The sequence below is a fragment of the uncultured Campylobacter sp. genome, from assembly GCF_937980635.1.
Taxonomy (GTDB): domain Bacteria; phylum Campylobacterota; class Campylobacteria; order Campylobacterales; family Campylobacteraceae; genus Campylobacter_B.
Genome location: NZ_CALJPG010000037.1, coordinates 44,394 through 68,491, shown reverse-complemented (window position 1 = coordinate 68,491; position 24,098 = coordinate 44,394). Strand labels below are relative to the sequence as shown.

The following is a 24,098-nucleotide window of genomic DNA, read 5'->3' as shown; positions in this document are numbered from 1 at the left end:
GACAAAAATGCCAACAGTAACATTTCAAGGAAAGCCTGTAGAGCTAAGCGGGCAGGAGATAAATCTAGGCGATCGCGCGCCACAAGTGCGCTTAGTGACTCAAGATCTAAGCGAAATCGAGATCGCTAGCGGCAAGCATGTGCAAATCATAGTCGCCGTGCCGTCGCTAGATACGCCCGTCTGCGCGACGGAGGCACGTAAGTTCAACGAGCGCGCTGCATCGCTTCCCAACACCGAAGTAATCGTCGTTTCGATGGATTTACCGTTTGCGATGGGGAGGTTTTGCACGACTGAGGGGATAAAAAATCTACGCGTTGCAAGCGATTTCCGCGATAAGGAATTTTGCCGCCGCTACGGCACCCTCATCGCCAGCGGCGCATTGGCAGGTCTTAGCGCCAGAGCGATCTTCGTCATAGATACCGCAGGCGTTGTGGTTTATAAAGAACTCGTAAGCGACATAGCCTCTGAGCCCAACTACGACGCAGCCCTGGATTTTGCAGAGCTCGTCGCTCGCAACAGCTGCTCTAACTGAGCAAGATAATAGATCCAAGGTTTGGATAATTTTCGCATCACTTTAGTTCACTACTTTAAGCAAATTCGCCCTACTGCAAGTAAAAAGCGAAGTGGGGCGCTTAAATTCTACTTCAATTTTACATTTTGATTTTATGCTTTAATTTGTGCTCCAGCGTACGCAAAGCTGTTAGCGCACAGAAATAACAAGCGAACGAGCACGAAATTTATAGGATCGCCTGCTGCTAAATTTTAAATTTAGCAGCAGCGGGAGTTAAAATTTTAAATTTGCCTGCTTAGCCACTCCGCGCGATAAATTCGCTAAAAGAGATCTCCTGCGCGTAAAATTTAACTCCGAGCGAGGCGAGTTTGTCTTGCAGCGGCAGTGCCAGCTCCTCTATGCCGCTAAATACGCAAAGCGGCAAATTTCGCGTCCTATCTTTAGTCGCCGCAAAACTCTCGTCCTCAAAAATTTTCTTTAAAAACACGAGCGTTTTTACCTTGTCCGCGCCTAAGTCCTCGATAAAAACGCTGAAATATTTATATCCCGGCTCCTCGCGCGCTTCATCTTCCTGCGCGTAGTCGTCCGCCAGCTCGCGGTAAAATTCATTGTTTAAATCAGCAAGCGTCGCGATCGCTTCAAGCGAGCAAGGCGCCTCAAGGGCGGCAAGGGCGGTTAAAATTTCTTCAAATTTAACGATGTCGTCCGCGACCTTTATCGGCTCCCACGAGCCGGCGCCGTAATAGGCAAAATACACCGGCGAAGCGTCCCCGAGGGTAAAATCTACAAAAAAAGGATCGTCCATACCGTTACGCGCGATGACCCGCCAGCCCTTGCGCCACTGCCTGGGCGCGTCGCCCGCTAGCTCCTCGCCCGTTTTGCGGCTAACTAGCCTATACCCCTTCTGAAAACTCTCAAACTCGCCCTCGTCGGGGTAGAAAAAAGGCAGTAAAATGTACTCTGAAACGATGCGTTTGCGGATAAAATTTCGGATTAAATTGGGGATTTGCATGGCGATGCCTTTGGGTTAAATTTGAGCGAATTTTAGCAGAGTTTTTAATCCGCGCAAAATTTGCGTTCAAATTTGAGGGATACGAAAGAAGTAAATTTACGCTCAAAGTTTGGTGAATTAAATTTGAGCACAAAAAGGCAAGCCAAAATTTACAAGACGAGACGACGCGCCGCCAGAAAAACGTAAGCGGAAGTATTTTAAGATGGATTTGAATGTTGCGACGAAAATTTCGTCCCAAGACTAGGCAATTAGTCTGTCGCGGGGCGAAATTTTCTAGCTCATTCAAAGACGCTTAAAGACGACGCGCTAAATTTTATAGCGACTGCAAAATTTTAGGTTTACCAAACGCCGTTATAGGTTTAATCTCCCCCTTAAATTTCTCGATTTGGGCAAGCACGGTGTGAGCCGAGTTGCTTTGCGCGAGACTTGACGTACCTTTATCAAACGTAAGCACGTTTACGCAGCCGTGCTGGCAGAGGCTCTTCTCGCCCCAAACCTCGGGATCGTACCACGCGCCTTCGCAGATCGCTGCGACGCGCTCGGGCACGATGTCGGTGACGAGCACGCCCGCTAAAATTTCGCCGCGATCGTTGAAAACGCGCACGATGTCGCCGTTCGCAAGCCCGCGAGCTTCGGCGTCTTTTGGATTTATGAGCACCGGCTCTCTGCCGCTAACCTCGGCGAAATTTCTAATTATAGAGTTATTTAGCTGGCTGTGCAAGCGGTAGCGAGAGTGCGGGCTTACGATGTGAATCGGATACTTCGCCGTCTTTTTCGCATCCCCCAGCCACTCTTTCGGCTCGATCCAAGTAGGCATCGGCGGGCAGTCGGCGTAGCCCATCTTAGCGATTACTGGCGAGTAAAGCTCTATCTTGCCGGACGGCGTGCCGAGGCGGTTTTTGGCAGGATTTTCGCGGAATGCCGCGAGGCGCGTGTATAGCGCACTGCTCTCATCGTCCTTTTCAAAGCGCACGAAGCCCTTGTCGTAAAATTCCTCAAAGCTAGGCATCGTTATATTTAGGCCTTTGGCTTGCTCTACGGCATCGGCGTAGAATTCCTTCATCCATCCTAACTCATCCTTGCCCTCGCTAAAGACCTCGCCGTATCCCCAGCGCTTGCAGATCTGCTCGCAGATCCAAAAGTCGCTCTTGCTCTCGCCCATCGGCTCGATTGCGGGCCTGTAAGCGACTATATATTCGCCCGTAGCGCCGGTTTGGTTGATGTCGTTGCGCTCGACCTCGACGGCCACCGGAAGCACGATATCGCTAAGCTTCGCTGTGCTCGTCCAGTAAGGCTCGGCGGTGATGACGGTATCAAATTTACGCCACTGCTTGACGATATTATTCACGTCTTGATGGCGCGTAAACATCGATCCGCACGCCATATAAGCGACTCTCATATGCGGTAGCTTGATTTTAGTGCCGTCGTAGTTGATCTCCTTGCCCGGGTGCTCCAGCGCCTCGATGCTGCGAGAGGATGGGATGGTGATATTTTTCGCGTTTTTCCAAGGCGCAGAGCCCGTGTTTTCGTATTTTTCATCTATGCGCGTGCTAAGTCCTTTTAGAATCGGAGCCACTTTATTCGTAGCGCCCGCAGAGCCGTAGCCTAAGCTAAATTCAAAGCCGAGCCCCTCCTTGCCAATATGTCCTAGCATCGCATTAAGCGCCACTAGCGCCCAGAAAGGCTGCTCGCCGTGATCGGCGCGCTGCAAACCGCGACCGATTAAAATCGTGCTCGGCTCCTTTGCAAGCGCCGTAGCAAATTTCGCAATAGCCTCCTCGCTAAGCCCGCAAATTTTGCTCGCCCAGGCTGCGTCCTTTACGATTTTATCGCTCTCGCCTAGAAAATACGCTTTAAATTTATTAAATCCGACGGTGTATTTTTTGATAAATTCCTCGTCGTAGAGCTTATTCGTAAACAGATAATGGCACATACCGATGATGAGCGCAGTATCGGTGTTTGGGCGCACGATGATATCTTCGCTGCCGAAGTAGCGCGCGGTGTCGTTTCTCATCACGTTTACGCTGTAGGTTTTGATGCCCGATTTTTTAAGCTCTTGCATACCGATGTAGCCGTCGTGCGTAGGCGGAATGGATGAAATTTGATTGGTTACTGCAGGATCAGTGCCCCAAAATACGACGTTTTTAGCGTTTTTGACGATCGCTTTCCACGTAGTAGGCGCATCGTAAACGGCGCTTGAGCCCAGCACGTGGGGCATGATAACGAGCCCAGCGCCGGTCGAGTAGTCGCCGCTTTCCTCTACGTAGCCGCCTAAAATTTTAAGCATTCGGTGCGCTACGGTGCGACCCCAGCCGATCTTGCCGCTGCCGCCCCACCAGTAGCACTCGCCGTAGATCGCCTCGGCGCCGTATTTGTCGAAATTTTCTTTTAAGGCTTTCGCCGCTAGATCAAGCGCTACGTCCCAACTAACGCGCACGAACTCCTCTTTGCCGCGCAGTTCGCTTTTGGCTGCACCTTTAGCCTTTAGATAGCTTTTGCGCACCATCGGATAGAGCACGCGGTTTTCGTTCTGCACGGAATCGGGCAAGCTGTAATTCATCGTGTTTGGAAATTTATCGCCTTCGAAATCGCTTACCGAAACGATCTGCGACGAGTTTAAATTTAGCCAAAAAGGGCCGAATCTATTCGCGCCGAATACCTTTTTGTTATCAAAAATCGTCTGCGTTACTCCCTCAATCCTGCTAGCACTTGCTGCGCTTGCGCCTAAAATCCCTGCCTTTAAAAAGTCTCGCCTTTTCATCTGATCTCCTTTATCATTCAGGTTTTTTTGCGTTGTGTTGTAGATATTTTATGATCAAATTTAGCTCGTCGCCCTCGAGCGCTACGTAGTTTGCATTGATCATCTCTTGTAAATTTGCAGGCCATTGATTTGCCGTGAAGCTATTCGGCTCGTGAAGCCTATGACACGCCGAGCAGATCTGCTCGTAGTTTGTCTTTGCCTCCGCATAAAGCGCCTTAGCGTCCTTGGCTACGGCATCCGAGCCGACATCGTAAATCCCCTCGACCTCGTACCAGATCTCGCCGTAATCGTCCTCGAGCTTTTTGCCCTTTTTAAAATTTGCTTCGGCTTCGTTCGTAAAAATCGCGTAAATTTCAGCCTCTTTCATATTTTTTTGGATTTGAAGCTGATAGTTTTCGCTCACGACGCCTTTGATTTTAATCTTGGTAACGCCGCCATCGCTGGATATCACCTCGATCGGCGTTAAAATTTCAGCCTCGCCGATTGCTTTGCCGTCTTGCGAGATCGTAGCGGTTTTAGAGATTACCTCTCCGCCGAAAAGCGAACACGCACAGATAAATGAGATAAAAATTTTCCTCATAAAGTATCCTTTCTGGGTTGTCTTTAACGCGAATTATAAATCAAAGATAAATTTAAATTTGTCGCGATTGCGACGAATTTATCCTTTTTATGTAAAATTTACGTGAAATTTTATGCAAAGAGCTGCTATGATAGATAGACTAAATAACGATTACAGCGAGAAATTCGACTTTTTAAGTAGGGAGCGGATTGCTAAATTTAGGCGCGAAAGCTACGCTCGCGGCGACGTGATCTACGCGCAGAAGTTTAAATTTATCATTCTGCTGCAGGGTAGGGCGAAGCTAAACTGCTACGAAAACGGCAAGGAATTTATCTTTAGCTTCGTAAAAAGCGGCGCCTACGTCTGCTTGGATAAAAACACGAGCCTTGAAATTTTAAGCGACTGCGAGACGCTGCAGATCAATATCTCGGAGCTTTTTGAGCTGCTCGGAGATGAGTTTGCAAGCTCGATCATAAACGCGCTTATCAAAAATATCTACTCGCAGCGAATTTTAATTAAAGAGATCGTCTTTGCGAAAATCCAGACGCGGATTTTAAATTTTCTAAATCGCATCGCAAACACAGATAAGATTGCGGAGCTTCCCTTTAATATAATGACGCTTGCAAGCCTGCTCGGCGCGCCTCGCCAAAACGTCTCCTCGGCGATTACGAAGCTCGTAAATGACAAAAAGATCGTGAAATTAAAGGGCAATAGGATTAAAATTTTGTAGTTTGAATCTCGCGGCGAATCTAAATTTAAATATAAAAGGCTATTTTGAGCGAAACCGCCTCGTAAAAAAGGGCTAAAACCAAAATGGAATTGGCCCTAAATTTAGCCTATTTGCAAAGACTATGCAGGCGCTTTAAAAAATCGAGCCTCTGCTTGCAGGTCGCAACGGATCGTCTCCAAAGCGGTTACCTCCGTTAGTGCCTTGCTGGATAAAAAACACGAGCAATACTACCGGACCTATTATCGGGACAAGAATTAACAGATAAAACCAGCCGCTTCTATCGGTATCATGCAGACGCCTTACCGCTACGGCGATAGAAGGTAAAAGTATTGCCAATAAAAAGATTGAGTTAATGAAACCGATCATTCTACCGGAACTCGTAACGGCATAGGTGCCTAAAAAGCCATCCAATACTAACGTTATGATTCCTAAAAGTGCCGCAAATAATGCAAACCACCAGTACTCTGAACGTGGTGCACGCCCCTCAAAATTGCAATAATTCTCTTTGAGACAAGTGCGAATAGACTCTATAAAAGTCATCTCAAACTCCTTTTTAAAAATAAGATAAATTATATAACAATGGCACTTAAATTTGTCCTTTATATTGATTAAATTTTAAAATTTACCTCCGCAGCCGCACTGTCTGGCAAATACATTAAAATTTATCTCGAATGAACTTAATAGCGAGCCGTTTGATAAGCGGAGGAGGGCAGGTTAGGCGGAACAAATTTTACTTTTTCGCTCGCGCTAAATAACAAAGTAGGGCGGCTGCGACTAGCACAATTATAATAGCGATTTTATCTGCTTTGCCATGCCATAGCCGTATAAATTTTAAAATTTAGCCCTTTTGACGACTTAAAATTTTAGAAATTTTTGCGGCGTCGTAAGTTTTCGCCTGCGCTTTTAGAAACTCGCAAAGCTCTTTCTGCTTACAAAGGTCGTGAGCGAGCAAAAACTCCGCCGCAGCGTCGTCGTCTAGCACCACAGCTACTTTGATAAGCGTTTCGATCTCCTTTTTATCGATGCTCGCAAAGCTTTGAAATTTTAAAATTTCCTCTACATAGCGTAGCCTCCCGTCGCGGAATTCTTTAAATTTGGTGCCCGCGGCAAACTCCCTCGCAGCAAGCGGCAGCGCCTCTTTATATCCGAAAATGGAAACGTTGTTGTCGCTTAAAAATATTAATTCGCTGCCCGCAACCGAGCCGACTACGTCTTTCGTATCTCGCGCGCCCTTTTCGATCAAGAACTTAAACGCCTCGAAATTATCACTTGCCGCGGCATCTCGCAGCAGCCCGCTAGTCTTGGCGTTCGCGCCGTTTTGCACCAAAAGCTCTAAAAGCCGCATCGCATCGGCGCTATCAAAGTGATAAAGCTTTGCCGTCTCGCCGCTAAATTTCGAGCCGAAAAAGATCGCGAGCTTTAGCGGCGAGAAAAAACCGCCGTCTCTGCCGTAATTGAGATTTGGTTTAAATTTAAGGATTTTTTCTATCCGCTCGAAGTCGAATTTTGAATTTCGCAGCACCTTCGGATTAAAAATGAAAGCAGTGAAAATTCTATCTTTAAACTCCCCGAAATCCTCGTCGATCCTGCCCCTGTTTTGCGCCGCGAAGGCTAAAAGCGCGTCCAAGCCCGCATCTATCTGCGCATCGCTAGCATTTTCATCGTAAAAAATTTCAAAATTTGGTTGTGATAAATTTGACTCTGCTTGCTGTGAAGCAGAAACTCTCGCGTCATCCTTAGCGGCGCCGAAAGCGCAGCCCGCAAGTAAAAGCCACAAAAAGATAGAATTTTTCATATCGCCCTCGCTTAAATTTTGCGCGATTATATCAAATCTAAGGCTAAATTTAATGGCGCCTTGAAATTTCATAAAAAGCAAACGGCAAATAAATTTAGCCCAAAAAAGCGCCTTTTGATTTTAATTTCGCTAGAATTAGCCGTAAATAACCTAAACAAAGGAGCGGCAAATGAAACTACTTTTTACTTTGATCTTGCTTTGTGCGGGGCTTTTTGCAAACACGCTGCAAGAGATCAGAAATAGCGGCGTCATCAGAGTAGGCGTCAGAGATGGTAGACCGCCTTTTAGCGAGATTAGCGGTGGTAAATTTGAAGGCTTTGAGATCGAGCTTGCCAATGCAATCGCAAAGGCGATTTTCGGCGCCAAACAAGGCGAAGTGCAGTTTGTCTCTCTAAGCGCCGCCGATCGCGTCTCGTATCTAGTCAATAATAAAGTCGATATGGTCGCAGCTACCTTCGTCATTGATGCGGCGCGCAAAAATCACGTAGACTTCTCGATGCCGTATTTTTCGACCAATCTCGGCGTACTAACTCGCAAAGCAGACGCCATCAAAGATATATCGCGTTTGCGTGATATGAGGCTCATCACTGAAGAGGGCACGACCGTAGATAATTATCTCAAAAAAGAGAAATTTACCAACGTAAGCTACTGCAAAAGCACAAGCGAATGCTACGCGATGATCCGAGACGGCAAAGCCGACGGATACATCAACCTTAATATCACGGTGCTAGCCTACGCCGTCGTGGACGATACGCTCGAAGTGCCGTTTCAAAACTTCGGTAAGCCCGATTTCATCGGTATTGGCGTGCAAAAGGGCAACAAAGAGCTACTTGATTTCATTAACGCAGAGCTTGTCAAACTAAGCAAAGAGGGCTTTTTCAAAAAGGCTTATCAGGACACTTTCGAGCCTTTTTACCGCGGCACAGCGGATAAAAAATACTTCCTGCTAGATGGAATTTATGACTTATTATAAAAGCGAGCTAGAAATTAAAATATAAAATTTATCGAAGGTAGCTTGTATAATTAAAATCTTGGGATTTAAAATTTAGCGAATTTGCGAAATTTTAACTCCCCGCTCTACTCCTAAATTTCAAGCCTGCATACGCGCGGTGATTAAATTTTAAACCGCTTGAATTTATTTTCTCTAAAATATATAGTGCTATAATTATTTCAAAACTAAAAAGTAGGGGGCTTTTTATGAGATTACTTTTTATTTTAGCCTTATTTTGCGCTAGCATTTTTGCAAACACACTAGATGAAATCAGGCAGGCAGGGGTTATCAGAGTAGGCGTGCGCGAAGGTCGTCCGCCACTAAGCGAGTCTAATAACGGCAAGTTTGAGGGCTTTGAAATCGAGCTTGCTAGCTCGATCGCCAAAGACATTTTCGGCGATAAAAAGGGCGAAGTGCAGTTCGTAGCCGTAACCGCGGGAGAGAGAATCCCATTTTTGAAAAATAACAAGGTCGATATGGTTATCGGCACCTTTATGATTACGCAAGAGCGTAAGAAGCAGGTGGATTTCTCGCTGCCGTATCTATCGGTAAATTTTGGCATCGTAACGCGTAAAGAGGATCAAGTGAAGGACTTTGCGCAGGTTCGCGATATGAGGATTTCAATCGAAAAGAACCCAAACGGCTCGATGACCGAGCGCTATTTGCGCAAAGAGAAATTTAGCAATTTAGTTTACTGCAAAAATACCTCCGAGTGCTACGCGATGATGAAGGACGGCAGAGCCGACGGCTACGCCAATGACAACATCATCGTCCTAGCCTATGCCGTAGTAGACGATACGCTCGAAGTGCCATTTAAAAACCTAGGCGCAGCGGAATTCTTAGGCGTCGGCGTACAAAAAGGCAATCAAAGCTTGCTTGATTTCATCAATGCCGATCTAATCAAACTAAGCAAAGAGGGCTTTTTCAAAAAGGCTTATGAGGACACTTTCGAGCCGTTTTACCGCGGCACGGCGGATAAAAAATACTTCCTTTTAGACGGAATTTATAATATGCTTTAGACCTTAGAATTATAAGGCGCGGAATTTTGAAATTTTAAAATTCCGCTTCGTACACGGCGAGTATATATTCTGAAATCTGCAAATTTTGAAATTTTAATAGCCGAAAAATCCCGCAAAATTTTAAATTTTATCTTACGCTAGGTTTCAAAATATCTATTCCATTCGGAACAAAATTCTACGCCACGATAGAATTTTAAAATTTTACTCGCACCGAGAATTTTAAAATCTCGTGCTACAACATAATTTCGTAGCTCAGGGCTTTTGCGCTGCGATAAAATATGAAAATTTATCGTGCGGTATAGAATTCCGCAGATAAACGCGATAAATTTAAAAGGATAAAATTCCGCGTGAGGCGAAATCTAGCTCTCAGCAAAAGCGCAGTCGCCGCAGATGCTATTATTTAGCTTTCAGCCGTTAAATTTTACTCAAACGCCTTGTAGTGCGCCTCATCGGCGAATTCTAACATCTCGCGATCGCCTCTACTGTCGCCGTAAGCGATAACGCGATCAAACGCGCTCACGTCATATGCCGCGCGCACGCGAGCGACCTTTTGCGCGCCGTAGCAGTTCTGCCCCTCGATCTCGCCCGTGATGATGCCGCCTTTGCGCCGTATTTTAGTGCCTAAAAGCTCCAAGCCCTGCGCGTCGCACCACGGACGCAGCCAGTCTTCGAGCGAGGCGGTGACGATGACGACCCTATCGCCCGCGGCTTTGTAGCTTGCGATCTTGTCCATCGCGCTTTGTTTTAAGATATCTTCGATGTGGGTGGTGGAGTATTTTTTGCAAATTTTATCGAATTTATCGGCGCTCATGCCCGCAAAAAAGTAGCCCAAGAGCTTTCTGCGCGTAAAATTATTGCTCGCAAGACCTAATTTATACGCTGCCAAAATGGGAGATAGCACCAAAATCCCACGAAAAAATTTCTTAAATCCGACTACGTAGGCGACGAACTCGAGCAGTGAATCATCGCGCGTGATCGTGCCGTCAAAGTCGAATAAAACAAGATTCATTGCCTCTCCTAGCAAAATTTTAGCAGCTCAAATTTTAAAATTTGCCTATAAAAAAGGCGTGAAATTTAAAAGCTAAATTTCACACCAAATTTTAAAATTTCATCCAAAAATTCTATTTTTTCGCCATTCGTCTGCGAGTCGTAGGATCTAAGTATCGCTTGCGCACACGGATATTTACGGGCGTAACTTCCACAAGCTCGTCCTCCTCGATCCACTCCAAAGCGCGCTCTAAATTTAATACTCGCGGCGGCACGAGTTTGATCGCATCATCGCTGCCGCTGGCGCGGACGTTGGTTAAATTTTTACCCTTGATCGGATTGACGTCCAGATCGTTCGGACGGCTGTGTTCGCCGATGATCATACCCAGATAAACCTTCGCCTGCGGAGCGATAAAAAGCACGCCGCGATCTTGCAGGTTCCACAGGCTGTATCCTAGTGCCACTCCGTTTTCCATGCTCACGAGCGCGCCGTTTTGTCGCTTCTCGACCGCGCCGATGAAGGGGCGGAATTCCAAAAAGCTATGATTCATCACCCCTTCGCCGCGAGTATCGGTCAAAAACTGCGAGCGAAAGCCGATGAGACCGCGCGCAGGGATCTCAAACTCCATGCGCGTCTGCCCGTCACCGGTAGGATTCATCACCTTCATCTCGGCCTTTTTGCGACCGAGCTTTTCGATGACGGTGCCGGTGCAATCATCGGGCGCGTCGATGACTAGATGCTCGAAAGGCTCGCATTTGATGCCGTCGATCTCTTTAATGATGACTTCCGGGCGTCCGAGGCAAAACTCAAAGCCCTCGCGACGCATATTTTCAGCCAAAATCGTAATCTGCAGCTCGCCGCGACCGCTTACTTTAAATTTACCCTCGCCCGCGTTTTCATAGCGCATCGCGATGTTGGTTTTCATCTCCGCTTCCAAGCGCTCATCGATCTTGTTTGAGGTTACGAATTTACCCTCCGTGCCGGCTAGCGGTCCATCATTTACGCTAAAAATTACGCTAAGGGTCGGCTCTTCGATATGCAGCGCATCAAGCGGAATCGGATTATTGGGATCGACGATACTATCGCCTACGTCAAGCGCGTCAAAGCCCGCAATCGCCACAATGTCGCCCGTGCCCGCTGTATCAATATCGGTGCGCTCAAGCCCGTTAAAACCGATCAGTTTTGAAATTCTACCGTTGATATGCGTGCCGTCGGCTTTGGCTAGCATAACGCTTTGGTTTTTGTTTATCGTGCCGTTGAAAATCCTAGCGATGCCGATCTTACCGACGTAGTTATCATAATCGAGCGTGAAAACCTGCAGCTGCAAAGGATTATCGTCGCTGCCGCTAGGAGTAGGGACATGAGAGATGATCGTCTCAAAAAGCGGCTTCATATCGGCGCTTGCGTCGTTTAGATCGTATTTTGCGTAGCCGTTTTTAGCCGCGGCATAGATAACTGGAAACTCGAGCTGCTCGTCGTTTGCGTCAAGCGCTACGAAAAGATCAAAAATTTCATTTACCACGCGGTCCGGATCGGCTGCGGGTTTGTCGATCTTATTTACGACTACGATAGGTCTGAGCCCCAAAGATAGCGCCTTTTTCACGACAAATTTTGTCTGCGGCATAACGCCTTCTTGCGCATCGACGAGCAAAAGCACGCCGTCCACCATCTTTAGTACGCGCTCGACCTCGCCGCCGAAATCGGCGTGGCCCGGAGTGTCGATGATATTGATTTTAACGCCGCCGTAGTGGATGGCGGTATTTTTGGATAGGATCGTAATACCGCGCTCGCGCTCTATGTCGTTGCTGTCCATCACGCGCTCGCCGACTTCTTGGTGATTACCAAAGGTGCCGGATTGTTTTAAAAGCTCATCTACGATAGTGGTCTTGCCGTGATCGACGTGCGCGATAACCGCGATATTTCTGATATTTTCCAAATTTTTCTCCGTTTGCTATTTTAAAGGCTGACGATTATACTAAAAAAATTCTTAAGATAAAAATTTACGAGTACTCTTTGACTTCGCAGACAAAAAACTCATACACGCGCTGTTGGATCAATGCGTCCTCATCATCGTCGCCGATCAGACGGCGCAGATGAGAAAAATCAATCTTTTTGATATACTTTTTGTTATTTTTGATATCTCTGTCGATCTCTTTTAGAAGCGAATCTAAATTTAAACTTTTATAGGTTTTCGCCTTTAAGATATACTCTTTTACGATAGAGACCAACACGCCGATGCGCTGTTCGTCGCCTGGATAAATTTCACCCGCTATATCTTTAATCGCGTCATAATCCTCGTCGGTCTGCTTCTTTTTAGCAAGCAGCATCGCGGCAAAAATTTTAGCTCTGAACTCAATAGAGCGATGATGAGGAATAAAAATCTCGCGAAATACGGATAAAAGATGATTTTTGAAATTCATTTATAACCTTACTTTAAGAAACATTTTCATATAATCCCGATTGCCCTTTCTTAGACCTGTGCAATGCTTTTTTTAGGCACCGCTTCAGGGTAGGAATACAGCAGAGCACTTAGATCTCGCATGTGCCGCAGCCATCTGGGAAGGGGTTTTATAAATCGATCCTATTGAGCCCGAAATGCTCTTTGAAATCCTCACAAACACTCTGAAAATCGACGCCTTCAATTTTCGGCTTGGCTTTGAAAAACTCTAACATCGAATTATACCCACTAAGCAACTCCTTGCTTTTCACGCCGTAGCTGATCGAAATCCCCGCCTCGAAAAACGCCGCTAGTTTATCGCAATACTTAAGCGCTTTGCCGTCGATTGCGCGAAATTTGTCTTCATTAAACATCTTTAGGCTGCCTTCTGCAAATTTAGGCTCCTTGCCTAGCTCGAAGGTGCGGTTTTCAAACTCGTCTTTTATAAATTTACCGCCCTCTTTGCGGATACCCAAAATATAGCTAAAATCATCTCGCATATGTTCCGGCACGAAAGGTAAAATTTTATCGTCTATTAGCCGCATCTCATATTCGCCGATGATGTCACTAAGGCCTTTAACACCGTATTTTACGGGGCTAATGATGTCGCGAGTGAGGCTTTCTGGTAGATCGTGAAATAGCGCGCAGAAAAAATTATATGCCGTGCGCGAGCGGCACGCACCCACTTCAAGCGAGAAAAAGTAGCTTAAAATCGCAACTACCAGCATATGTCCCAGCACCGATGTCTCAGGGATGCGCGGCGTCTGCGCCCAGCGCTTTTGAAAACGAAGTCTGCCGCTAAGATCGACTATGCGAGCAAGTTTTTTATTCATCACGATCTTTCGCACGCCGATTAGCTCATAATAATCTTCGAGCTCCTCCTCGACCTTGGCTTTTAGCTCTTCAATATCGTTTAGAAACTGACTCGTTTGATAGACGATGTTAAATTCCCACCGCGTAGAGAGGTAGCTTGCCGCCTTTAAGATCACGGCTTCTTTCTTATGATCTTTAGAATTTAGATATTTTTTAAATCGCTCGAAAAACGCGCCGTTTTGAATAGGCAAAAGATCGCTTTCCAGGACACTTAAAACCCATTCGTTGATCTTTTTTTTCTTGGTTTTTTGGATCTGATGAAAGACGTCCGGACGGATATCGGTCACGACGATGCGCGCTAAAAACTCGAAAATCCCCGCTTCTATCACGTAGTTGATATCCACATCGCGCTCAAAGCTAGCAATAAAATAAGCGATGATAAATTTATGCGCTTGTTTATCGAGTTCAACAAGACTTACCATCTTTGGGTAATCGTTCCAGCGGCTAATGCTTGCGGATTTAAAAATTTGTTCGACTAAATTTGAGCTTATCATCGGTAAATTTGATCCGAGTTTATTTCGATTATCGTGTGGACGTTGCCGCGCGGATTAAAATCGCCCGTGATTTTCATAAATTTAGGCTTTAGCTTGCTTTGCAGCGCGCCGTAAATTTCATTTATGCTGTCCTCGTGGCTGATGTAGCGGTTCATAAAGGAATTTATGTAAATTTTAATCGCTTTAAGTTCGACTACAAGCTTGTCCGGGATATATTCCAAATAGATCGTCGCAAAGTCCGGATAGCCAGAGCGCGGGCAACGGCAGCAAAACTCGGGCAGGGTGATTTTTATCAGATAATCGCGCTTTTGTTTATTGGGCCAAACTTCTAAATTTTCGATGTCAAATTTTTCAATTTCCTCTTCGCCGTATCTCACTATGATCTCCTTAAATTCGATATATCATTCGGCTTTTCGACGCAAAATCCCTGAATATAATCGATACCCATTTTATAAAGCTGCATTTGAAATTCCTCTTTGTCAACGAAACGCATTACGGTTTTGATGCCCGATTTAGCGCAGGCTTCATTAATGCCAATAAATATGTTTTTAATCTTTTCATCGTCTAAATTTTTATTAAATTCTATGTCGTAAACGATAAAATCGACGTTTAGAAATTTTAAATACTCAAAGCTCGCGTTCGAGCCGCCGAACTGCGACAGCGCGAAGCTAAATCCGAGTTCGCGAAATTTAATCAAAATTTCGTCAAAGCGCTTGATCTCCGAATAGATAAGCTTTTCGTTAAACTCAAACACGATCTTTTTTGGATCAATCAGATTATTATCGATGAGCTTTAAAATTTCATTGCGAAACTCGTTATTTCGCAGTGTCTGAGGCATGATCTCAATAAAAATTTTAGCGTCGATATCTTTGAAATAGATGATCCTAGAAATCTGCCTCATCATCGAAATATCGTATTTAATATCGTAATGATTTAGAAGCAAAATATCTAAAATTCTACTTTTTGTGATCTTTTCGCCACTTCTTAGATCAAGTTTCGGGATTAAATTTATATGCGATTTCACGCCGTTTTTATCTGCAACGCGTTGATATTTAAAGCTAAAATTTTCGCTGTCGATCGCTTCCATAACGTCGGCGGAAAACACGTCTATTAACACTTTTTCGACGTCGATCGCCTTCTCGCCGTGTTCTTCGTCGTCTAGGTGATTTATCTTATAAAATAGTGCATTTACGATATTATTTAGATTGCGATCATACGAGCTTGGAAGCATCGTAAATTCACTTTTTATCTCTACGTTTTTAATCGTTTGACTTGAAATTTTATGTTCAAACATCCGCAAAATATGGCTTAAATTCGTAGCTTTTGATTCTACGCCGAATACAAAATAACCGTTTATAAAGCGCCCTATCGGGAGGTCCTTAAAACCCTGCTCCGCCATAAAATTTGAAAGTTCCTTACAATACTCGTATAAAATTTCATCTCCGTTTTTATAGCCGTATCGATCGTTTATGTCGATGATATTTTTAATTCGCAAAAGAACGATATTTATTTGACGATTTTTGGATAGATCATTACTTAAAATTTTTTCGATCTCCTCGCGTACAAATACGTGAGTAACGGGATCAATCAGAGTCTTTTGAAAGCCGAAGTAAATTTGATAGATGACATAATAAACATAGCAGATTAAAAGTATCAAAAACAAAATTACGTCGTCAAATTTAAACTCGCCATTTCGGAATAAAATAATTCCGAAAACAATCAAAACGCACGTAAACGGCACCGAAATTTTAAGTGCCGTTATGAAACGGTTTTCGCGCTCTTTGGTCTCACTAAATAGAACAGACATTATATATCCAAGTGTTTAACGTCTTTGGCATGATCTTGAATGTAGTTTCGGCGTGGCTCGACCTCGTCGCCCATGAAGAGATTAAAGGTATCGCTAGCACTTTGTGCATCTGCAATGCTAATTTTTAAAAGCCTTCTATTTTCAGGGCTCATAGTTGTTTCCCAAAGCTGCTCCGGATTCATCTCTCCAAGACCTTTGTAGCGCTGAATATAAGCGCCTTTTTTCGAGCTTTTTTCGATTTCGTCTAAAATTTCAATAAAATCCTTGCCAAAGCTTACATCCCGCTCTTTAATCTTTGAATAAATTCTAATTGCCTCTTCAAAGATATAATTGCCGAATAAATTCTCATCTATCACGAGCTGTTCTAGGCCGCTCGGCGTCTGAACATAAATTCTAATCCCTTCATCATTTACGTAGGAATTTAAGATATTGAATCCTTCACTTTCCAGACGCGGTTTTAAAATTTTAAATAGCTCCTCGTAGCCTAGGTTTCTCGCTTCGTCGTTTTCTATCAAAAATCTGATCGCGCTAAGCACACTGAAGCGCTTTTTGAGCTCATTTAGAAGTGAGCGGTAGTTTGAGACGATTTTTAGGTAATCGATCAGATCCTCGTTGCCGATTCCTTCAAACTCACCCATATCGATGCCAGTTTCGATTAAAAACTCGCTAAGCGCCTTTTCGTCTTTCAGGTAAATCTCTTTTTTGCCCTTTTTATATCTAAAAAGCGGCGGCTGTGCCAGATAAACATAGCCGTTTTCGACAACAGGGCGCAAAAATCTAAAGAAAAAGGTTAGAAGCAGTGTCTGAATATGGCTACCGTCAACGTCCGCATCGGTCATAATGATGATTTTGTGATAGCGAAGCTTTTCTTCGTTAAATTCCTCTCCGATACCGCAACCAAAGGCCGTGATCATATTTTTAATCTCTTCGGATTGCAAAATTCTATCCAGGCGCGCCTTTTCTACGTTTAAAATTTTACCTCTAAGCGGCAGGATCGCTTGAAACACGCGGTCTCTTCCCTGCTTCGCCGAACCGCCCGCGCTATCGCCCTCGACTAGATAAATTTCGCTAATACTAGCGTCCTTACTCTGGCAATCGGCTAGCTTTCCGGGAAGGGTACCGACGGAATTTATATTGTCTTTTTTGCGCGTTAGATCGCGCGCCTTCTTCGCCGCCTCGCGACCGCGCGCGGCTAAAAGAGCTTTATTCATAATGGCGCGCGCTTCGATCGGATTTTCTTCAAAATACTTGCTAAGTACCTCAAACGCCATCTTTTGCACGATCGGCTTAACGTAGCTGGAGCCTAACTTGCCCTTCGTTTGTCCCTCAAACTGCGGTTCGGGAACCTTAACACTAATTACCGCAATAAGCCCCTCGCGAACGTCGTCGCCGGTGATCTTCGTGTCCTTTTCGCGCGCAGCCGCATTTGCCGCGACGTAATTTGTTATCGCGCGAGTAAGACCCGCTCTAAAACCAGCCTCGTGAGTACCGCCGTCCGGAGTTTTGATATTATTTACAAAGCTCAGTAAATTTTCGCTATACGTTTCGTTATACATCAGCGCAAAATCGACCATAACATCATCTGCGCTGTCACTAAACGATACGGCTTTGGATATGGCAGGCGCCTTATTCATATCATTTACGAAGCTCTCCAAACCGCCTTCAAAGTGAAAGTGCTCGTCCCTGCCCGTGCGGTTATCTTTAAAATTTATCGTAATTTTTGGATTTAGATACGCTAGCTCGCGAAATCTTTTTGATAAAATTTCATCATCAAATTCTAAAATTTCAAAAATTTCGCCGTCGGGCCAAAACTCGATCGTAGTACCCGTGCGATTAGTAGTTTTTATCTTTTCAAGCTCGGTAGTAGGAATTCCTTTGGCAAATTCTTGTCTATAAATATTTCCGTCACGTTTGATCGTAGCAACGAGCTTTTTTGAAAGCGCATTTACAACGCTAACGCCAACGCCGTGCAGACCGCCGGAGACTTTATAAGTGTCTTTGTCAAATTTACCGCCTGCGTGAAGCACCGTAAGAACCACCGTTGCGGCAGGAATTTTTTCGGTCGGATGTATATCAACGGGAATCCCACGACCGTTATCACTAACGATACAACTTCCCTCGCTAGTGATCTCAACATCGATTGTGTCGCAGTAACCTGCCATCGCCTCGTCGATCGAGTTATCCACTACCTCATAGATCATATGGTGAAGTCCGCCGATATTGGTGTCACCAATATACATTCCTGGGCGCTTTCTAACGGCTTCAAGACCCTTTAAAACTTTAATATTACTAGCGCCGTAATTTTGCTTCATAATTTTCCTTTAAATATTATTTATCGGCATAACAACCGTTTTTAATCCATCCGCGCTAAGCACAAACGCCGTATCGGAGCTGTTAAAATCAAGCTCAAAAATTTCACTCTCGATATTACTTAAAAAATCAAGTAAAAAGCGGTTTTTCACGCCGAAAACTATCTCGCCGTTTATCTCAATCGCCGCTTCGATTTCGGTCTTTGCCTCGGAATTATCCTCGTTGATGCTCTCAAAAACCATTCCATCCTTTTTGATGGTAACCTTCATCTCCTCGCACATCGCGTTTATCGCTCGCACGCCGCTTACCATCTTATCGCGCGGAATTGAAATTTTATACGCCGTATCGTTTGGGATAACGCGTTCGTAGTTTGGAAATTTGCCATTAATAAGCTTCGTAAAAAACTCAAAATTCTCGCTCACCGCTAGCAGAACGTTTTCGTCGTAGTAAATTTTAATTTTATCTGAAAATAGCTTTTGAATTTCTCCTATCGCCTTTTTAGGGATTAAAATTTTAGTATCTAGCTCGCCCGCTTTTGATTGAGTGATCAGCTTATAAACGCTAAGTCGCTTCGTATCGGTTCCGACTAAATTTAAAAAGCCCTCTTTTACGTCGATTAAAGCGCCGTTTAGCTCATATTTCGGATTGTTCGTATCGATCGACGGATAGATCTTTTTAAGGCTTCTGCCTAAAATTCCAGCATTTACGTCAAAGCTGTTTTTACCATCTATTGTAGGAAAGCTCGGAAAATCCCTCGTTTCAAACATCGGAAGCTTGTATTTGGATTTTTTTTGCTTTACGAATAGTGCTCCGTTAACGGTTTCTAAAGTAACACTATCGTCGCTTAGACCTTTTATAACGCTAAGAAGTTTGCCTCCGTTTGCCGTAGCTTCTCCTTCCATTTCTATTGAGATATTTTGTAGATTATAGCTTAGACCGATTTCATGATCGGTAGCTTTTATACTAAAAATTCCATCTTTAGCGCTCATTAAAAGATGTGAAGTTATCGAGCTTAGATCTTTTTTATCAAGATAGGAGCTAGTATTTGAAACTATCTCTTCTAAAAGTTTTTTAGTGATTAACACTTTCATATTTTTATCCTTTTAAATTTTTATCGTTGTAGTAGTTGGTATGCAGTTTTTGTGAAAAACTTGTCCTAAAGCTTGTCTTTAGGTAGTTTATCCAGTGAGTAAGTAGCTTTGTTTTATTCACTTTCATTCACCTTTTTTGCTTTATTTTCATAAAGTTTAAATTTCATTCTTATCCTTTTTGGTTATTTTGTTTTTTAGTTCTTCGATCTTTATTTTTAACATCTCGTCGGTTTGTATGAGTTCGTTGATTTTTTTGATATTTTTGCTGATGGCGCTGTGATCTTTTAGATTAAAAAATGCGGCGATTTTAGGCATTGAGTTTTGAGTTAATTGTTTTGTTAGATATATGCAAATTTGGCGCGCTTCGACGACGTTTTTAGCTCGCGTTTTGCTCTTTAGCTCGCTAGGTTTTACGTTCAGTTCTTTTGAGATCACCTCTATAACGTGTTCAAGGCTTACACTTGAATATTTTTGATGGATCTGATCTTGCAGTGTACTTTTGGTAAATTCTAGTGTGATCTTTGTGCGAAGTATCGAGGAATATGCATTTAGTTTATTTATTGCGCCTTCGATTTCGCGGATATTATCGCCCATATTTGCGGCGATATATTCTACGACGTCGTGTGGAATTCTAACGCGATTTTCTTCGCTCTTTTTATTGATAATGGCGATTTTAGTTTCGAGATCTGGCGGGGTAATGTTTGCTATTATGCCGCTTTCAAATCGTGTTGTAAGACGACTTTCAAAGCCTTTTAGGAATTTTGGTGGTAGGTCGTTGGTTAGCACGATTTGGCAGTTTTTGTCTTTTAGCTCGTTAAACGTATAAAAAAGCTCTTCCTGAGCCTTATCGCGCCCGATTAAAAACTGAATGTCGTCGATGAGTAAAACGTCGCAGTTGCGGTATTTTTGTTTAAATTTATCGATCGAGTTGTTTTTAAGGTTAAAGACGAAATCATTAGCAAACTGCTCGCTGGTGACACAAATGACGGTCTTTCCCTTTTTGATGCAGTAATTTCCGATCGATTGAAGCAGGTGAGTTTTTCCAAGCCCACTAGGTCCGTAGATAAAGAGCGGATTAAAGCGAATTCCGGGTTCTTTTGCGACTGTAATAGAGCACTCAAAAGCAAATTTATTTGAATCACCGATGATAAAATTTTCAAAATTATAATTTTCGCTTAGAATCGTGCTCTTTGGCTTTTCCGAGATGATTTTTACCTTTTCTTTCGGCGAAATTTTAGCCTTTGAGGTGATTTTGACGATCACGTCGTTGAGCCCAAACTGTTTTTTGATAAGCTCTTTTATCTTAGTGCCATATTTTGTCTGAGCGTATTTAGCGATAAACTCGTTAGTTGCGTTGTAGATGAAAAATTCCGGGGTCGAGTTTTTATCGTTAAATTTCAAATTTTTAATGTATCTAGAGTATTCGGTAGGTAAAATTTCCTTCTCTAAATTCGATAAAATTTCTTGTGCTTGCGACGTCGCCATAAAATTCCCTTACAAATTAGATTAAGATTTTAGCTAAATTTCGCTAAATTTGCGGTAAATTTAAGTTTATTCACTTGTGATTAAACTGTGAATAAGTGTGAAAGGTGGTTATGAAAATTTTAGGAATCGATCCGGGAACTAGAAATTTAGGCTATGCGATTTTGGAAAAAGATGTGAATAAAATCACTCTCATAGAGGCGGGATTAGTGAAAATGAAGGCCGAAAACGTGCAATTTCAAATGACGCAGATGAGCGAGGCGATCGATCAAATTTTTAGCGCTCATAAGATCGATGAGGTCGCGATAGAATCGATGTTTTACGCCTACAATCCGCAGTCTGTTTTAAAGCTCGCTCAGTTTCGCGGCGCGCTGGCCCTTAAAATTTTACAAATTTTTGGAAATTTTGCCGAATACACGCCGCTTCAGGTAAAAAAATCTGTCACAGGCAAAGCAAAGGCGGCGAAGGAGCAGGTCGCCTTCATGGTGAAGCGAATTTTGGGGATTAATCAAGAGATTAAACCGCTCGACGTTACCGACGCCATCGCCGTTGCTCTCACGCACGCTCACGCGATGCGCCGGGCGCCTATATAGGAGAAAGAGTTGAAAATTGCAATCTTACAAATGAACGTGAAGCTCGCCTCTTCCACCGCGGATTGCGAGCAAAATTTTATCCGCGCGCGCGGGCTTATAGATCGCGCGTTAAGGCGCGGCGCGGACGTAGCGGTGCTGCCTGAGGCCTTTAACACGAGCTTTTGTGTACAAAATTTCAAGCGTTTAGCCGACGCGGGAGCTGCGCGAACGAAGGGATTTTTAAGCGAAATTTCGCAAAACTGCGGCGCTGTTTTAATAGGCGGATCGATAAATTCCGAGCGAGATAAAATTTATAATTCAGCTTTCGTCTATCAAAACGGAGCCGAAATTTTACGCTACGACAAGATCCACGCCTTTTCGCTCGCTCGCGAAAACGAAATCGTAAGCAGCGGCGATAAGTTAGGCATTTGCGAGATAAAATTTCAAAATCGCGCGGTCAAAATCGGCGTCGCGGTCTGCTACGATCTGCGCTTTTGTGAAATTTTTCGCGCTTTAGCGCTTCGCGGCGCGCAGATAGTTTTTGTGATCGCGCAGTTTATGCAAAGTCGCATAGAGCATTTTATCACGCTTGCAAGAGCCCGCGCGATTGAAAATCAAATTTTTATCTGCGCGGTAAACGGCTGCGGCGATACGGGGCAGGGCGAGAGTTTCGGCGGAAATTCCATGCTGATAAATCCGGGCGGTGAGATCATCGCGCGCCTAGGTAAAAAAGAGGTCGTGAAAGTCGTGGATGTAAACTTAGACGAAATTTTAAAATTTCGCGCTAAAATGGATATTTTAAAAGATATGAAATCTGAAATTTATAAGGAGTTTTGATGAAAACTTTGGTATTTGTAATCGATATGCTAAACGGCTTCGTAAAATTCGGCGCGATGGCCGATCCTAGCATAGCAAAGATCGCTCCTGCGGTGATTAGGCAGATAGAGGCGGCTAAAAATGTGCACTTCATCTGTGACGCCCACGCCGAGCGGGATTTGGAGATGAAACGTTATCCGATCCACTGTCTAGTTGGCTCGCCCGAAGCGGAGGTGATCGAGGAGCTCGCGCCCTACGTAAGCGAGCAAAACGTCACTTTTAAGCGCAGCACGAACGGCTTTCATAATTTGGATAAGAAAATTCTGGACGGCTTCGATCGCTTCGTGATTACGGGCTGTTGCACGGACATCTGCGTGATGCAGTTTGCGCTTAGCCTGCGCACCTATCTCAACGAAATTGGCGCCGATAAAGACGTCATCGTTCCGCGAGGTGCGGTGGCTACATACGACGCGCCGAACCATGAGCGCGGCTACTACGACGAATGCGCGCTAAGCTTAATGCAAAATGCGGGAATTTTGGTGGTTTAAGCTACGCTTGGATCAGACAAAATTTTAAGCTAAATTTTGTAGCGTATAAATTTTTAAAATTTAGAGCCGTTCGTAAAATTTTGAAATTTTGTGTTGCTCGTAGAATTTTAAAATTTTAATCTTTTTACGAATTTTAGCTTTGTTTTACCGCAACTGCTTTTGCGACGAAAAATCCCACTACTCCGGAAATTATCGAGCCTAAAAATACCGCGAGCTTGTCTGTGTAATGATACATATCGCTGCCGCCGTATGCGAGGCCATCGACGAAAAGCGCCATCGTAAAGCCGATACCACAGATGATTGCCACGGCGTAAAGCTGTGGCCAGCCTGCGTTTTCGGGCATGTAGGCGATTTTGGCTTTGATTAAGATCCAGCTGAAGGCAAAAATCCCGATCTGTTTACCGAAAAATAGCCCTAGCATGATACCCATCGGCACCGGGCCGAAAAGGAAGCTAGGACTGATGCCCGCTAGCGAGACGCCTGCGTTTGTAAAGGCAAAGATCGGCAAGATGAAAAAATTTACTGGGTAGGCTAGGCCGTGCTCCATATCCTTTAGCATAGAGCCCGAGCGGGTCTTAAGCGGGATGCAAAAGCCCGCAAGTACTCCTGCGATGGTCGCGTGGATACCGGAGTTTAGTACCATTACCCACAGCACCACGGCTACGATGATAAACGGAAGCTTTTTATCGACGCCAAGTCTACTCATCGATAACATTATTGCGACACAGACAGCTGCGCCGCCTAGATAGATTGCGTTTATGGTAGAGGAATAAAACAAAGCGATGATTAGAATTGCACACAGATCGTCCATTATCGCAAGCGTCAAAACGAAAATTTTAAGGCTAGCCGGGATTTTTTTGCCCAAAAGTGCCATCACGCCCACGGCAAAGGCTATATCTGTTGCCGTAGGGATCGCCCAGCCCTTCATCGCGACGGCATCGCCCCAGTTGATGATCGAAAATATGATCGCAGGCATCATTACTCCGCCCAGAGCTGCGAAGCTAGGAAGTAAAATTTGAGAGAAATGGCGCAACTGCCCTTCGATCTTTTCGCGCTTGAGCTCAAGTCCGATGGCAAAGAAAAATATCGCCATAAGCACATCGTTTACTAAAAAATGCATCGATTCATCGAGCTTTGCAGAACCCACGCCTATGGTAAATCTCAAATGCAAAAACGCTTCGTAATATTTGGATAAAAATTCTACGTTTTGAGCTACGATCGCAAAAACGGCCGATAGAAGTAATATAATGCCGGCGCTACTTTCGCTTGATAAAATTTTCTTAATGATATGTTGCACATGCT

General features: G+C 44.3%; 22 protein-coding genes and 1 other RNA gene. 8 read left to right on the top strand and 15 right to left on the bottom strand.

Annotated elements, in window-relative coordinates; all coding sequences use genetic code 11:
* Window positions 1-7: 7 nt before the first annotated feature.
* On the top strand, window positions 8-532 hold the full coding sequence (gene tpx, locus Q0460_RS10305) for a thiol peroxidase (protein WP_299086635.1): 525 nt from the start codon (window positions 8-10) through the stop codon (window positions 530-532).
* 274 nt (window positions 533-806) lie between these two features.
* Here tpx and Q0460_RS10300 read toward each other — a convergent pair whose 3' ends face one another.
* The 3 genes from Q0460_RS10300 to Q0460_RS10290 all read right to left on the bottom strand — a co-directional run bounded on the left by Q0460_RS10300 (window position 807) and on the right by Q0460_RS10290 (window position 4,864).
* The gene (locus Q0460_RS10300; RefSeq protein WP_299086634.1) at window positions 807-1,523 is read right to left on the bottom strand and encodes a hypothetical protein; all 717 of its coding nucleotides are present in this window, start codon (window positions 1,521-1,523) and stop codon (window positions 807-809) included.
* Window positions 1,524-1,836: 313 nt separating this feature from the next.
* Window positions 1,837-4,284 (bottom strand): molybdopterin-dependent oxidoreductase, encoded by a 2,448-nt coding sequence (locus Q0460_RS10295; protein ID WP_299086633.1) that lies wholly within the window; start codon window positions 4,282-4,284, stop codon window positions 1,837-1,839.
* Window positions 4,285-4,297: 13 nt separating this feature from the next.
* Window positions 4,298-4,864, bottom strand: a complete 567-nt coding sequence (locus tag Q0460_RS10290) for a hypothetical protein (protein ID WP_299086632.1) — start codon at window positions 4,862-4,864, stop codon at window positions 4,298-4,300.
* Between the two features lie 127 nt (window positions 4,865-4,991).
* On the opposite strand from Q0460_RS10290, the gene Q0460_RS10285 reads away from it, so the two are divergent.
* Window positions 4,992-5,573 carry a Crp/Fnr family transcriptional regulator gene (locus Q0460_RS10285; RefSeq protein ID WP_299086631.1) on the top strand — a complete coding sequence of 194 codons (582 nt, stop codon included), beginning with the start codon at window positions 4,992-4,994 and terminating at the stop codon, window positions 5,571-5,573.
* A gap of 132 nt (window positions 5,574-5,705) precedes the next feature.
* On the opposite strand, the gene Q0460_RS10280 is transcribed toward Q0460_RS10285, so the two are convergent.
* Both Q0460_RS10280 and Q0460_RS10275 read right to left on the bottom strand, forming a co-directional pair.
* Entirely contained in the window at window positions 5,706-6,113 is a 408-nt protein-coding gene (locus Q0460_RS10280) for a DUF805 domain-containing protein (protein ID WP_299086630.1), read from the bottom strand.
* Between the two features lie 298 nt (window positions 6,114-6,411).
* On the bottom strand, window positions 6,412-7,440 hold the full coding sequence (locus Q0460_RS10275) for a hypothetical protein (protein WP_299086629.1): 1,029 nt from the start codon (window positions 7,438-7,440) through the stop codon (window positions 6,412-6,414).
* A 97-nt stretch (window positions 7,441-7,537) separates the two neighbouring features.
* On the opposite strand from Q0460_RS10275, the gene Q0460_RS10270 reads away from it, so the two are divergent.
* Window positions 7,538-8,341 carry a transporter substrate-binding domain-containing protein gene (locus tag Q0460_RS10270; protein ID WP_299086628.1) on the top strand — a complete coding sequence of 268 codons (804 nt, stop codon included), beginning with the start codon at window positions 7,538-7,540 and terminating at the stop codon, window positions 8,339-8,341.
* Window positions 8,342-8,565: 224 nt separating this feature from the next.
* On the top strand, window positions 8,566-9,378 hold the full coding sequence (locus tag Q0460_RS10265) for a transporter substrate-binding domain-containing protein (RefSeq protein WP_297987633.1): 813 nt from the start codon (window positions 8,566-8,568) through the stop codon (window positions 9,376-9,378).
* Window positions 9,379-9,799: 421 nt separating this feature from the next.
* On the opposite strand, the gene Q0460_RS10260 is transcribed toward Q0460_RS10265, so the two are convergent.
* The 3 genes from Q0460_RS10260 to Q0460_RS10250 all read right to left on the bottom strand — a co-directional run bounded on the left by Q0460_RS10260 (window position 9,800) and on the right by Q0460_RS10250 (window position 12,786).
* Complete coding sequence (locus Q0460_RS10260) at window positions 9,800-10,387, bottom strand: HAD-IB family hydrolase (protein ID WP_299086627.1); 588 nt, start codon at window positions 10,385-10,387, stop codon at window positions 9,800-9,802.
* Between the two features lie 112 nt (window positions 10,388-10,499).
* Window positions 10,500-12,302 carry a translational GTPase TypA gene (typA, locus tag Q0460_RS10255; RefSeq protein ID WP_299086626.1) on the bottom strand — a complete coding sequence of 601 codons (1,803 nt, stop codon included), beginning with the start codon at window positions 12,300-12,302 and terminating at the stop codon, window positions 10,500-10,502.
* A 64-nt stretch (window positions 12,303-12,366) separates the two neighbouring features.
* Window positions 12,367-12,786 carry a hypothetical protein gene (locus tag Q0460_RS10250; protein ID WP_299086625.1) on the bottom strand — a complete coding sequence of 140 codons (420 nt, stop codon included), beginning with the start codon at window positions 12,784-12,786 and terminating at the stop codon, window positions 12,367-12,369.
* Between the two features lie 47 nt (window positions 12,787-12,833).
* Here Q0460_RS10250 and ffs point away from each other — a divergent pair.
* Window positions 12,834-12,931, top strand: an RNA gene (ffs, locus tag Q0460_RS10245) — signal recognition particle sRNA small type.
* Window positions 12,932-12,934: 3 nt separating this feature from the next.
* Here the strand turns inward: ffs and Q0460_RS10240 are convergent.
* From Q0460_RS10240 to dnaA, 6 genes are all read right to left on the bottom strand, one after another.
* On the bottom strand, window positions 12,935-14,170 hold the full coding sequence (locus Q0460_RS10240; RefSeq protein WP_299086624.1) for an HD domain-containing protein: 1,236 nt from the start codon (window positions 14,168-14,170) through the stop codon (window positions 12,935-12,937).
* The gene (gene queF, locus Q0460_RS10235) at window positions 14,167-14,547 is read right to left on the bottom strand and encodes a preQ(1) synthase (protein ID WP_299086623.1); all 381 of its coding nucleotides are present in this window, start codon (window positions 14,545-14,547) and stop codon (window positions 14,167-14,169) included. Before queF ends, Q0460_RS10240 begins: the two co-directional genes overlap by 4 nt.
* Window positions 14,547-15,977 (bottom strand): EAL domain-containing protein, encoded by a 1,431-nt coding sequence (locus tag Q0460_RS10230; RefSeq protein WP_299086622.1) that lies wholly within the window; start codon window positions 15,975-15,977, stop codon window positions 14,547-14,549. The genes queF and Q0460_RS10230 overlap by 1 nt, the downstream gene beginning before the upstream one ends.
* Window positions 15,977-18,289: a DNA topoisomerase (ATP-hydrolyzing) subunit B gene (gene gyrB / locus Q0460_RS10225; protein WP_299086621.1), complete on the bottom strand. Its 2,313-nt coding sequence runs from the start codon at window positions 18,287-18,289 to the stop codon at window positions 15,977-15,979. The genes Q0460_RS10230 and gyrB overlap by 1 nt, the downstream gene beginning before the upstream one ends.
* 9 nt (window positions 18,290-18,298) lie before the next feature.
* Window positions 18,299-19,378: a DNA polymerase III subunit beta gene (gene dnaN, locus Q0460_RS10220; RefSeq protein ID WP_299086620.1), complete on the bottom strand. Its 1,080-nt coding sequence runs from the start codon at window positions 19,376-19,378 to the stop codon at window positions 18,299-18,301.
* Window positions 19,379-19,534: 156 nt separating this feature from the next.
* Complete coding sequence (dnaA, locus tag Q0460_RS10215; RefSeq protein WP_297881694.1) at window positions 19,535-20,863, bottom strand: chromosomal replication initiator protein DnaA; 1,329 nt, start codon at window positions 20,861-20,863, stop codon at window positions 19,535-19,537.
* Window positions 20,864-20,973: 110 nt separating this feature from the next.
* Here dnaA and ruvC point away from each other — a divergent pair, with 110 nt between their 5' ends.
* The 3 genes from ruvC to Q0460_RS10200 are packed head-to-tail and all read left to right on the top strand — an operon-like array spanning window position 20,974 to window position 22,796.
* Window positions 20,974-21,453: a crossover junction endodeoxyribonuclease RuvC gene (gene ruvC, locus Q0460_RS10210; RefSeq protein WP_299086619.1), complete on the top strand. Its 480-nt coding sequence runs from the start codon at window positions 20,974-20,976 to the stop codon at window positions 21,451-21,453.
* A gap of 9 nt (window positions 21,454-21,462) precedes the next feature.
* Window positions 21,463-22,269: a nitrilase-related carbon-nitrogen hydrolase gene (locus tag Q0460_RS10205; protein WP_299086618.1), complete on the top strand. Its 807-nt coding sequence runs from the start codon at window positions 21,463-21,465 to the stop codon at window positions 22,267-22,269.
* Window positions 22,269-22,796, top strand: coding sequence for a cysteine hydrolase family protein (locus tag Q0460_RS10200; RefSeq protein ID WP_299086617.1), 528 nt, complete (start codon window positions 22,269-22,271; stop codon window positions 22,794-22,796). The genes Q0460_RS10205 and Q0460_RS10200 overlap by 1 nt, the downstream gene beginning before the upstream one ends.
* Before the next feature lie 133 nt (window positions 22,797-22,929).
* Here the strand turns inward: Q0460_RS10200 and nhaA are convergent, their stop codons facing one another.
* Entirely contained in the window at window positions 22,930-24,093 is a 1,164-nt protein-coding gene (nhaA, locus tag Q0460_RS10195) for a Na+/H+ antiporter NhaA (RefSeq protein WP_299086616.1), read from the bottom strand.
* Between the last annotated feature and the right edge of the window lie 5 nt (window positions 24,094-24,098).

Excerpts from the sequence above, each read along its gene's own strand:
- tpx (WP_299086635.1), top strand. The coding sequence starts at position 8 with ATGCCAACAGTAACATTTCAAGGAAAGCCTGTAGAGCTAAGCGGGCAG.
- Q0460_RS10300 (WP_299086634.1), bottom strand. The coding sequence starts at position 1,523 with ATGCAAATCCCCAATTTAATCCGAAATTTTATCCGCAAACGCATCGTT.
- Q0460_RS10295 (WP_299086633.1), bottom strand. The coding sequence starts at position 4,284 with ATGAAAAGGCGAGACTTTTTAAAGGCAGGGATTTTAGGCGCAAGCGCA.
- Q0460_RS10290 (WP_299086632.1), bottom strand. The coding sequence starts at position 4,864 with ATGAGGAAAATTTTTATCTCATTTATCTGTGCGTGTTCGCTTTTCGGC.
- Q0460_RS10285 (WP_299086631.1), top strand. The coding sequence starts at position 4,992 with ATGATAGATAGACTAAATAACGATTACAGCGAGAAATTCGACTTTTTA.
- Q0460_RS10280 (WP_299086630.1), bottom strand. The coding sequence starts at position 6,113 with ATGACTTTTATAGAGTCTATTCGCACTTGTCTCAAAGAGAATTATTGC.
- Q0460_RS10275 (WP_299086629.1), bottom strand. The coding sequence starts at position 7,440 with ATGAAATTTCAAGGCGCCATTAAATTTAGCCTTAGATTTGATATAATC.
- Q0460_RS10270 (WP_299086628.1), top strand. The coding sequence starts at position 7,538 with ATGAAACTACTTTTTACTTTGATCTTGCTTTGTGCGGGGCTTTTTGCA.
- Q0460_RS10265 (WP_297987633.1), top strand. The coding sequence starts at position 8,566 with ATGAGATTACTTTTTATTTTAGCCTTATTTTGCGCTAGCATTTTTGCA.
- Q0460_RS10260 (WP_299086627.1), bottom strand. The coding sequence starts at position 10,387 with ATGAATCTTGTTTTATTCGACTTTGACGGCACGATCACGCGCGATGAT.
- Q0460_RS10250 (WP_299086625.1), bottom strand. The coding sequence starts at position 12,786 with ATGAATTTCAAAAATCATCTTTTATCCGTATTTCGCGAGATTTTTATT.
- Q0460_RS10240 (WP_299086624.1), bottom strand. The coding sequence starts at position 14,170 with ATGATAAGCTCAAATTTAGTCGAACAAATTTTTAAATCCGCAAGCATT.
- Q0460_RS10230 (WP_299086622.1), bottom strand. The coding sequence starts at position 15,977 with ATGTCTGTTCTATTTAGTGAGACCAAAGAGCGCGAAAACCGTTTCATA.
- gyrB (WP_299086621.1), bottom strand. The coding sequence starts at position 18,289 with ATGAAGCAAAATTACGGCGCTAGTAATATTAAAGTTTTAAAGGGTCTT.
- dnaN (WP_299086620.1), bottom strand. The coding sequence starts at position 19,378 with ATGAAAGTGTTAATCACTAAAAAACTTTTAGAAGAGATAGTTTCAAAT.
- dnaA (WP_297881694.1), bottom strand. The coding sequence starts at position 20,863 with ATGGCGACGTCGCAAGCACAAGAAATTTTATCGAATTTAGAGAAGGAA.
- ruvC (WP_299086619.1), top strand. The coding sequence starts at position 20,974 with ATGAAAATTTTAGGAATCGATCCGGGAACTAGAAATTTAGGCTATGCG.
- Q0460_RS10200 (WP_299086617.1), top strand. The coding sequence starts at position 22,269 with ATGAAAACTTTGGTATTTGTAATCGATATGCTAAACGGCTTCGTAAAA.